General features: G+C 39.0%; 7 protein-coding genes and 1 pseudogene. 1 reads left to right on the forward strand and 7 read right to left on the reverse strand.

Annotation, left to right across the window (positions count from 1 at the left end; translation table 11 throughout):
* Positions 1 to 89 precede the first annotated feature (89 nt).
* From IYQ23_RS08195 to IYQ23_RS08225, 7 genes are all read right to left on the reverse strand, one after another.
* Positions 90 to 3,815, reverse strand: a complete 3,726-nt coding sequence (locus IYQ23_RS08195) for a phosphoribosylformylglycinamidine synthase (protein WP_195674620.1) — start codon at positions 3,813 to 3,815, stop codon at positions 90 to 92.
* A gap of 51 nt (positions 3,816 to 3,866) precedes the next feature.
* Positions 3,867 to 4,574 (reverse strand): phosphoribosylaminoimidazolesuccinocarboxamide synthase, encoded by a 708-nt coding sequence (gene purC / locus IYQ23_RS08200; RefSeq protein WP_195674621.1) that lies wholly within the window; start codon positions 4,572 to 4,574, stop codon positions 3,867 to 3,869.
* Positions 4,575 to 4,732: 158 nt separating this feature from the next.
* Complete coding sequence (locus IYQ23_RS08205; RefSeq protein ID WP_003036910.1) at positions 4,733 to 4,978, reverse strand: acyl carrier protein; 246 nt, start codon at positions 4,976 to 4,978, stop codon at positions 4,733 to 4,735.
* Positions 4,975 to 5,973 carry a phosphate acyltransferase PlsX gene (gene plsX / locus IYQ23_RS08210; protein ID WP_195674622.1) on the reverse strand — a complete coding sequence of 333 codons (999 nt, stop codon included), beginning with the start codon at positions 5,971 to 5,973 and terminating at the stop codon, positions 4,975 to 4,977. Before plsX ends, IYQ23_RS08205 begins: the two co-directional genes overlap by 4 nt.
* Positions 5,970 to 6,743, reverse strand: coding sequence for a DNA repair protein RecO (recO, locus tag IYQ23_RS08215; protein ID WP_021001142.1), 774 nt, complete (start codon positions 6,741 to 6,743; stop codon positions 5,970 to 5,972). The genes plsX and recO overlap by 4 nt, the downstream gene beginning before the upstream one ends.
* Positions 6,721 to 7,908, reverse strand: coding sequence for a pyridoxal phosphate-dependent aminotransferase (locus IYQ23_RS08220; protein ID WP_195674623.1), 1,188 nt, complete (start codon positions 7,906 to 7,908; stop codon positions 6,721 to 6,723). Before IYQ23_RS08220 ends, recO begins: the two co-directional genes overlap by 23 nt.
* A 154-nt stretch (positions 7,909 to 8,062) precedes the next feature.
* Positions 8,063 to 9,031: a ribose-phosphate diphosphokinase gene (locus IYQ23_RS08225; RefSeq protein WP_003037009.1), complete on the reverse strand. Its 969-nt coding sequence runs from the start codon at positions 9,029 to 9,031 to the stop codon at positions 8,063 to 8,065.
* A gap of 171 nt (positions 9,032 to 9,202) precedes the next feature.
* On the opposite strand from IYQ23_RS08225, the pseudogene IYQ23_RS08230 reads away from it, so the two are divergent.
* A pseudogene (locus IYQ23_RS08230) lies at positions 9,203 to 9,281 on the forward strand (transposase); the annotation flags it as partial.

A 9,281-nucleotide genomic window follows, 5' to 3' on the forward strand; every position in this document is an offset into this window, starting at 1 on the left:
TCAAAATAGAAGAAATCCTGTTTTTCTAAGTTCTTTTTGATACATTGCTTAGCCCGTGTTCAGTACAGCATATCAACTGCTGTGCTTGATTATTCCTCTGTAAAGTATTTCACAGCGCTACGGAACAAGTGTTGGTCTTTATTTCCTGGGATATTTTGGAAAAGACCGTCTTCCCAGCGTTCTGAATGTCCCATTTTACCAATGATTTGACCGTTCTTGCTGGTAATCCCTTCAATCGCATTAATAGAGCCGTTTGGATTGTATTTAGAATCCATGCTTGGTTTGCCATCAAAATCCACGTATTGGCTGAAGATTTGTCCGTTGTCACGGAGTTCTGCAAATTCCTCTTCCGTCACGACAAATTTCCCTTCACCATGTGATACTGGAATAGCATGAATATCACCAACTTTGACACCAAGAAGCCATGGTGAATTGGTATTGGCAATACGTGTCTCAACCATTTTCGCCACATGTTGGTTGGCATCATTGTAGAAAAGTGTCGGGCTTGTTTCAGTCGCATCTTCAAAGTTACCGTATGGAAGCAGTCCTGATTTCACAAGTGCTTGGAATCCATTACAGATGCCGATGATAAGGCCACCTTTTTCAATAAAGCTGTCAATAGCTGCGCGAACTTTTTGGTTCAACAAGATGTTGACAATGAATTTAGCCGAACCGTCTGGTTCATCAGCAGCCGAGAAACCTCCTGTAAAGAAAATAATATTTGCTTTACAGATGTTGTCAACCATTGTGTCAACTGAAGTCTCAATGGCTGCCTCATCAAGTGTTACGAACGGAACCAAATTCACTTTTGCTCCAGCTTGTTCAAAGGCTTTTGCTGAATCATATTCTGAATTTGTACCAGGAAAGACTGGAATGTAAACAAGTGGCTCTGCTACTTTCTTACTTGTTTTAATCACTGCATCTGAAGCAACTGCTGGAACATCTTCAAGTTTAGTACTTTGTTCAAATTCAGTTGGGTAAACATCTTCGAGTTTGCTTTCAAAGGCTGACAAAAGTTTATCGCCTGCAAGGTTGACACCATTGATAGTAAGTGTAAAGTCAGCTGTAGTTTCACCGATTTTGTTAACTTCAGCAATTTCTTCAGTAGATGTAAAGATAAAGCCACCGAGTTGTGCTGTCAAACTAGTCGCAAGCTCTGTCAATTCTACTTTAGCACCGATATGGTTACCAAAAGCTGAAAGTGCCAAACTTTCAATCACACCACCATACTTAACAGCTGAAGCTGATGTGATATGGTGTGCTTTTTGAATCGCTTCAAATTTAGCAAAGTTAGCTTTGATCAAGTCAAAATCAATCTCTTGTGAAATAGCTTGCCCTGGAATGTAGTAAATGTATTCACCAGCTGTTTTAAATTCTGGCGAAAGAACATTACGACTATCAGCTGTTGTCACACCAAAGGCAACCAATGTTGGTGGTACTGTCAATTCTTCAAAGGTACCAGACATTGAATCTTTACCACCGATTGATGGTAAACCAAGTTGGATTTGTGCCTCGATCGAACCAAGCAGAGCAGCTACTGGTTGTCCAAAGCGTTCAGCTTGCTTATCCATGCGTTCAAAATATTCTTGATAAGAGAAGCGTGCTTTAGACCAATTCGCACCTGTTGCCACCAAACGCGCTGTTGCTTCGATAACAGCATAAGCTGCACCATGATATGGTGACCATTCTGCAATATATGGGTTAAAACCTTGTGCCATAACGGAAGCTGTTGTTGTTACACCGTTTTGAACAGGAAGTTTTTGAACTGAACTTTCTGTTGGCGTGATTTGATAACGACCACCAATCGGATGATTAACCGTTGAACGACCAACAGAGCTATCAAAGATGGTTTGTAAACCTTTTTGACTAGCATGGTTAAGATCTGAAAGGACATTTACAGTGTCAGCTTCAAGTGTCGCAGCTGATGTTGTGCGTTGTTCTGGCAGATCAACTTGACAGTCAACGACATTGGCATCAACCACCACGCGCACACCGTTTGTATCAAGGAAACGACGTTCAATATCAACGATTGTTTGACCATTCCAAGTCATAACAAGGTTTGGTTTTTCCGTAACTGTGGCAACCACTACCGCATCAATATTTTCCTTGTGACATTCAGTGATAAAAGCATCAACATCTTTCGGACGAACCACAATAGCCATCCGTTCTTGTGATTCAGAAATGGCAATTTCAGTTCCGTTAAGCCCTTGGTATTTAAGTGGTACTTTATTCAGATCAATTTCAAGACCGTCAGCTAACTCACCGATAGCTACACATACACCACCAGCACCAAAGTCGTTTGATTTTTTAATGAGGCGAGTCACATTACCATTGCGGAAAAGACGTTGAATTTTACGTTCCTCAATGGCATTCCCTTTTTGAACTTCTGCACCAGCCGTTTCAACAGATTCAACGGTTTGAACCTTAGATGAACCTGTGGCTCCACCAACACCGTCACGGCCTGTTTTACCACCGAGAAGAATAACCACATCACCAGCTTCTGGTTTTTCACGAACAACATTCCCTTTAGGAGCTGCACCGACAACGGCACCAAGTTCCATACGTTTAGCGACGAATCCTGGGTGGAAGTATTCTTTAACGTAAGTTGTGGCAAGACCGATTTGATTCCCATATGAAGAATAACCATGTGCCGCTGTCTTAGAAATCACTTGCTGCGGCAATTTGCCGGCACGCGTCTCAGCAATCGGTGTTGTAATATCACCAGCACCTGAAATACGCATTGCTTGATAAACATAAGAACGTCCTGACAATGGGTCGCGGATTGCACCACCGATACACGTTGCGGCACCACCAAATGGTTCAATTTCTGTTGGGTGATTGTGTGTTTCATTCTTGAACATCAAAAGCCATGGTTCTTTAACACCGTTCACATCAACTTCGATTTCAACCGAACAAGCATTGATCTCGTCTGATACTTCCATGTCATCCAAACGGCCATTGGCACGCTCGTAACGACCAAAAATAGTTGCCATATCCATAAGCGTTTGCGGCTTTTCAGAACGTCCAAGTTCATCACGCATAGCAATATATTTATCATAAGTTGCCTGTAATTGTTTTTGGAATTTAGACGCTGAGAAGTCAATATGCTTCAGCTCAGTTTCAAAAGTTGTGTGGCGGCAATGGTCTGACCAGTAAGTATCCAACACTTTCAATTCTGTTTCCGTTGGCACGCGCCCGATGGATTTGAAATAATCTTGGATGAAGACAAGGTCATCCACTTCCATTGCCAAACCTTGCTCAGTTTTATAATTAGCAAATTCAACTGCTGTATAAGTCTTGAAGAAATCAAGATTTGGAATCGTTTTGTCCGACTCTGAAAATGCTTGCGGTGCAATTCCTGTCGTAATATCTTTAAAACGAGAATCTACTGGATTAAGAAGATAATTCTTAACCGCATCAAGTTCAGCAGTATCAATATCTTTGTTAACAAGATAAAGTTGAGCCGTATTAACTGTTACATCATTACTGCTGCCAAGAAGGAGTAATGCTTCTTGTGATGAAGCCGCACGCTGATCAAATTGACCTGGAAGTGATTCGATGGCAAAGAAAGCATAGTTAGCAAGTTCAGCAACCACATCACTTTCAGCCAAAATAGTATCAGTTACCTGTTCAGAGAAGATGTGCTTTTCAGCACGCTCAAAAAGCGAATCTGCCAAGCCAAACACATCATACACTTGAATAATACGCAAATCGGTCAAACTCGTTAATTGAAGATTGTGTTTGAGTTCTTTAACAAGCGCCTGAGCCTTAATGTTAAAATTTGATTTTTTCTCAACGAAAATTCGTTTATTCATTTTTTACCCTTTTTAGAATTCTTTTTTCTACTTAATTAGAAATCACAGTTTTTAGTTAAGCCCTTTGAGTTTTTCAAGGACAACTTCGTAAACATCTGTCAAACTACCTAAATCACGACGGAAAACATCTTTATCCATGTGATGACCTTCAGCATCCCAAAGACGGCAGTTATCTGGTGAAAATTCATCCGCAAGAATAATTTTGCCATCTTTGTCCTTCCCAAATTCCAATTTGAAATCAATCAAATTAAGACCAATTTGGCTGAACCAATCTTTCAAAAGTTCATTAATACGACGTGTTTCTGCTTTAATATAAGCAATATCTTCATCACTTGCAATACCAAGGAATTTTACGTGCTCATCATTGATAAATGGGTCATCCAAATCATCATTTTTGTAGTAAAATTCAACGATTGGAGTATCTAATTCAATACCTTCTTCTACCCCAAAACGTTTTGAGAATGAGCCTGCAGTGACATTACGCAAAACAACTTCAAGTGGAATGATATCCACTTTTTTATTCAATTGTTTGGTTTCTGACAATTGTTTAACAAAGTGAGTTGCCACACCTGATTCATTCAATTTCGTAAAAATGAAAGATGAGATTTGATTATTAAGAACACCCTTTCCTTTAATCGTCTCTTTACGAGCGCCATTAAGCATGGTCGCTTGGTCTTTGTAATGTGCAATAATAAGATTTTCATCATCTGTCAAAAATAAATCTTTAGCTTTTCCCGAATATAACAAATCACCTGTCATTTTAATATTCGCCTTTCACGTTTTTCTGACTTAAGTCTATCATATTCAAAAAGGATTTTCAAGAAAATGCCGTACAATATTCGCAAACATCAAAAAAACAGCTGGGGTTTCAACTGTTTTCTCATATTTTCTTTATTTAGTCAATAAAAAGTTCGTTTTTATGCTTTCTTCAAATTTTTCTGCACGCAAGCGACAACATCACTCACATTCTTCAACTCATCTATATCTTCGTCTGAAATTTCAATACCAAATTCATCCTCCACAGTTAGAATAAATTCCATCAAATCAACAGAATCTGCCTGCAGATCATCTTTCAAACTAAGTGTTTGAGAAACTTGAAATTCCTTTCCACGACTTTCCTGAATAATCTCTACAATTTTTTCGTAAATTTCTTGTTCTGTCATTTTGCCCCTCCCGAAAATTCATTTACTGCTTTTCCTACAACATCCGTTTCCAACATTGTACGAATTTGACGAATCGTGCTGTAAACTGCTTTTGCATCACTCGCTCCATGTGTTTTCACAACAGGTGCTTTTACTCCAAATAAAACAGCACCACCTACATCAGAATAATTTAAACTACTCTTCAAAGACTTTAGACTGTCTTTCAGCAACACTGCACCTAGTTTTGCTTTCCAGCCACCGTCCAAAATGGATTTCTTGAGCTGACTCATAATTCCCATGGCTGTTCCCTCCATGGATTTTAACACAGCATTACCTGTAAATCCGTCCGCTACCACAACGTCTGCTACATGATCCATTAAATCACGCGCTTCCACATTTCCAATAAAATTTAGCGAGGAGTCCGCTACTAACAAATCATACACTTCCTTACGAAGCGGATCACCCTTGCTCGCTTCTGTCCCATTATTTAAAAGCCCTACGCGTGGTTGCTTGATTCCACGGACATTTTCAGCATAAAATGACCCTAAAATAGCATACTGATGTAAATGATGAGCTGTATTTTCCGCATTAGCCCCCAAATCCAACATATCAAAGCCTTTGCCATCTGTCGTTGGTAATGTGGACATCAAACCTGGACGATCAATATTCTTGATACGTCCGACGATGAAGAATCCCGCAGCCAAAAGCGCTCCCGTATTTCCAGCAGAAAGTACCGCATCTGCTTCTCCGTCCTTTACTGCCTTTGCTGCCAGCACCATACTAGCATTTTTCTTCTTGCGAATTGCTTTAGTTGGCTCATCATCTGAATTGATTTTTTCATCTGTATGAACAATACGAACCCGCTCAGCTACTGTTAAATACTGCTTGATTTTTGCTTCATCTCCATAAAGAATGACTTCAATATCCGAAAAATCGTTCAGTGCTTGATTGACTCCCTCTACAATAGATTGTGGAGCATAATCGCCACCCATGGCATCAATCGCTATTCTTTTCATTTCGACTCCTTATTCTTTAAAATTTCTCCCCAGTCTCCCAGAGAATCAATAAATTTTTTTGGCTTTAGATGAATCCCAACATATTCTTCATAAATTTGATCAATCACTTTTCGTAATTGTCGTTTTAACTCAGGATTCAAAGAAATGGTCTCCAATTCACTATATTGAATCGCTTGAAATTGGTCTAATAAGTAAGGAATGTTGGGATCCAAATGACTCCGTCTCTCGTCTTTGTTGTAATGTTCCGAGCATAAAACGCCGTTATAAGTAAAAGAAAAATCAAACGGCAATCCTACTCGGTGGCAAAAGCAGCATTCATGGAAATTCAAAGAAATTCCAAAACGTGACAAAATTTGAATTTCAAAAATATTGGTCAGCACCTCATAATCCAAGCCCTGCTCCATCAATTCCAACGTTTTTTGCAAAAAAGCAAAGAGAGCCGAATCTATTTTATTATCCTGAATACTGGCGTCTGCCAGAGCTACCACATAAGTTGCATAAGCCATTGTAAACAAATCATGATTGATATGCTGGAAAGTCGTAACCTCTTGATAATCATCGATATAACTCAAACCGTCATCATTTATTTTCATCAAAAAATCGGCCACTACCAATGGTTGGACAACCGGATTCAACTTAGAATTTCTAGCATGTTTCACGAAAAACATTCGCTTACCAGCTTGCTCTGTGAAAATTTTGACCAGTTTATCATTTTCTCGGAAATTACGATTATAGAGAACCAAACCTTTACTTGTGATGGATTTCAGCATACTCCTCCATATATTCCTTAAGCCGCTTCATAGCTTCTTTTATCGTATCCATGCTGGCCGCATAAGAAAGACGTACATAACCTTCCCCATACTGACCAAAAGCAGCACCAGGAATGAAAGCAACTGCTTTTTTTTGTGCAAAATCCTTCAAAAAAGCAAAAGAATCTTGATTATAGTCAGCTGGAATTTTAGCAAAAATATAAAATGCACCATTTGGCTTGATAATCTTAAAGCCCAATTCTGTCATTTTTTCGATAATGTAATCGCGACGCTCAATATATTCCCTTTTCATTGGCTCTGCATCGTCTTTACCCGCTGTCAATGCCTCCACTCCTGCAAATTGAGCCATCGTGTTTGCGGCTGTCACCAAATATTGGTGACTTTTAATCAATTGAGCCGTAAAAGCAGCTGGGGCAAAGGTGAAACCTAGACGCCAGCCTGTCATCGCATGCGATTTAGACAAACCATTGATTACAATCGTTTGCTCTGGTAAAAATTCTGCAATAGATACATGTGGTTGCTCGGTATAAGTCAACTCAGAATACACTTCATCACAAACAACAAAGACGTCATACTTTTTCAATACATCGGCTAACGCAGCCATTTGTTCTCGTGAATAAGTCACTCCTGTCGGATTAGCTGGATAATTCAAAATCACCGCTTTAAGCTGATTACCTTGCTCCAAGATAGCCTTTTCCAGCATTTCAGGTGTTAAAACAAAGTCATTTTCTGTGGTATCAATCTCGACAATTTCTGCTCCCACAAGATTCACAATTGGTTCATATCCTGGATAAGCAGGTGCAGGCAAAAGTACCTTGTCTCCTTCTTCTAAGATAGCTGTCAACGTAGCAGATAAAGCTTCGGTTGCCCCAATTGTCACTAAAATTTCTGTTTCAGGATCATAAGAAAGATTGTATTTTTCGTTTACAAATTGACTGGCTGCCTGACGCAATTCTAACAACCCACTCATGCCCGTATAATGACTCTCGTTTGCATCAATTGCCGCTTTCGCAGCTTCTTTTACATGATCTGGAGTTGTAAAATCGGGCTCTCCCAATGTCAAACGAAGAACTCCAGGAATGCTCGAAATAGATTGATCAAATTGCCGAATCAAAGAAACTTCAATTTTACCTAAATTTTTGTTAAAACGTTTCGTCAAATCCATATTTTACCTCCAAAATCTGATAGAACTATTATACTATAAAACCTAAGTCATAGCAAAAATATCATAATATTGAGAAAATTCATCACTTATCATCTGATTGAAGCAAAAGAATCACTCCAGCTATCAGAGTGATTCCTATCTAGATGTTCTTACATTAAAGAGCCGTTAAAGTTTCAAATAATGGCGAAAGAGGACGTTTTTCATGGATACGTACAATCGCCTCTGCCAAAAGATGAGCAATTGAAATTTGTTCAATTTTATCAATTAAACGTTCTTCCGGCAAATAAATTGTATCTAACACGACCAATTTTTTAATCGCTGATTTTTGAATATTATCCATAGCAGGGCCCGAAAGTACTGGATGAGTACAGCTTGCATAAACTTCTACCGCACCTGCATCAGCAAGTGCATCAGCAGCATGGCAAATTGTCCCAGCTGTATCAATCATATCGTCAATTAAAATACAAGTTTTGCCTTCTACTTTACCGATGATATTCATCACTTCACTCGTATTCATCTTATCTACACTACGACGCTTATCAATAATAGCAATCGGTGTTTTCAAAAATTCAGCTAATTTACGAGCGCGCGTCACACCACCGTGGTCAGGGCTAACAACTACATAATCGCCACCTGTCATCCCACGACGTTCAAAATAATCCGCAATGAGAGGAGCCCCCATAAGATGATCTACTGGAATATCAAAAAATCCTTGAATTTGAGCCGCATGCAAATCAATTGTCAGCAAACGATCAACACCAGCCACTTGCAACATATTTGCAACTAATTTTGAAGTAATTGGCTCACGAGCACGTGCCTTTCGGTCTTGACGAGCATAGCCATAATAAGGCATTACAACATTGATTGATTCAGCACTTGCACGCTTTAAAGCATCCACCATGATTAAAATTTCCATCAAATTATCATTGACGGGCGAGCTCGTTGACTGCAAGATAAAAACATGTTTTCCGCGGATAGATTCTTCGATATTTACCTGAATCTCCCCATCAGAAAATTGACGCACGGTTGACTTTCCAAGCTCCATACCAATCTCTTGAGCAACACGTTTAGCCAGTTCCTGGTTAGACGAAAGAGCAAAGAGCTTTAAATCAGAAAACGACATGATTTCCTCCAGTATATATTCGTTTCTTTGTAAATCAGTTACAAATTTCTCCACTTAATATTGTAACCCTTTTTAGTGAATTTTTCAATCAAAAATAAAAAACGCAAGATGCGCTTTGATCTGCACCCCAAAAATTAGACAGAAAAAATCTAACTTTTGGGGTATTTTATTATGAAATTGAGTTATGAAGATAAAGTGCAAATCTATGAACTAAAAAAACAAGGAATCAGCTTAAAGCAACTCTCAAATA

Source organism: Streptococcus sp. HF-100, assembly GCF_015594635.1.
In the GTDB taxonomy this organism is placed as follows: domain Bacteria; phylum Bacillota; class Bacilli; order Lactobacillales; family Streptococcaceae; genus Streptococcus; species Streptococcus vaginalis.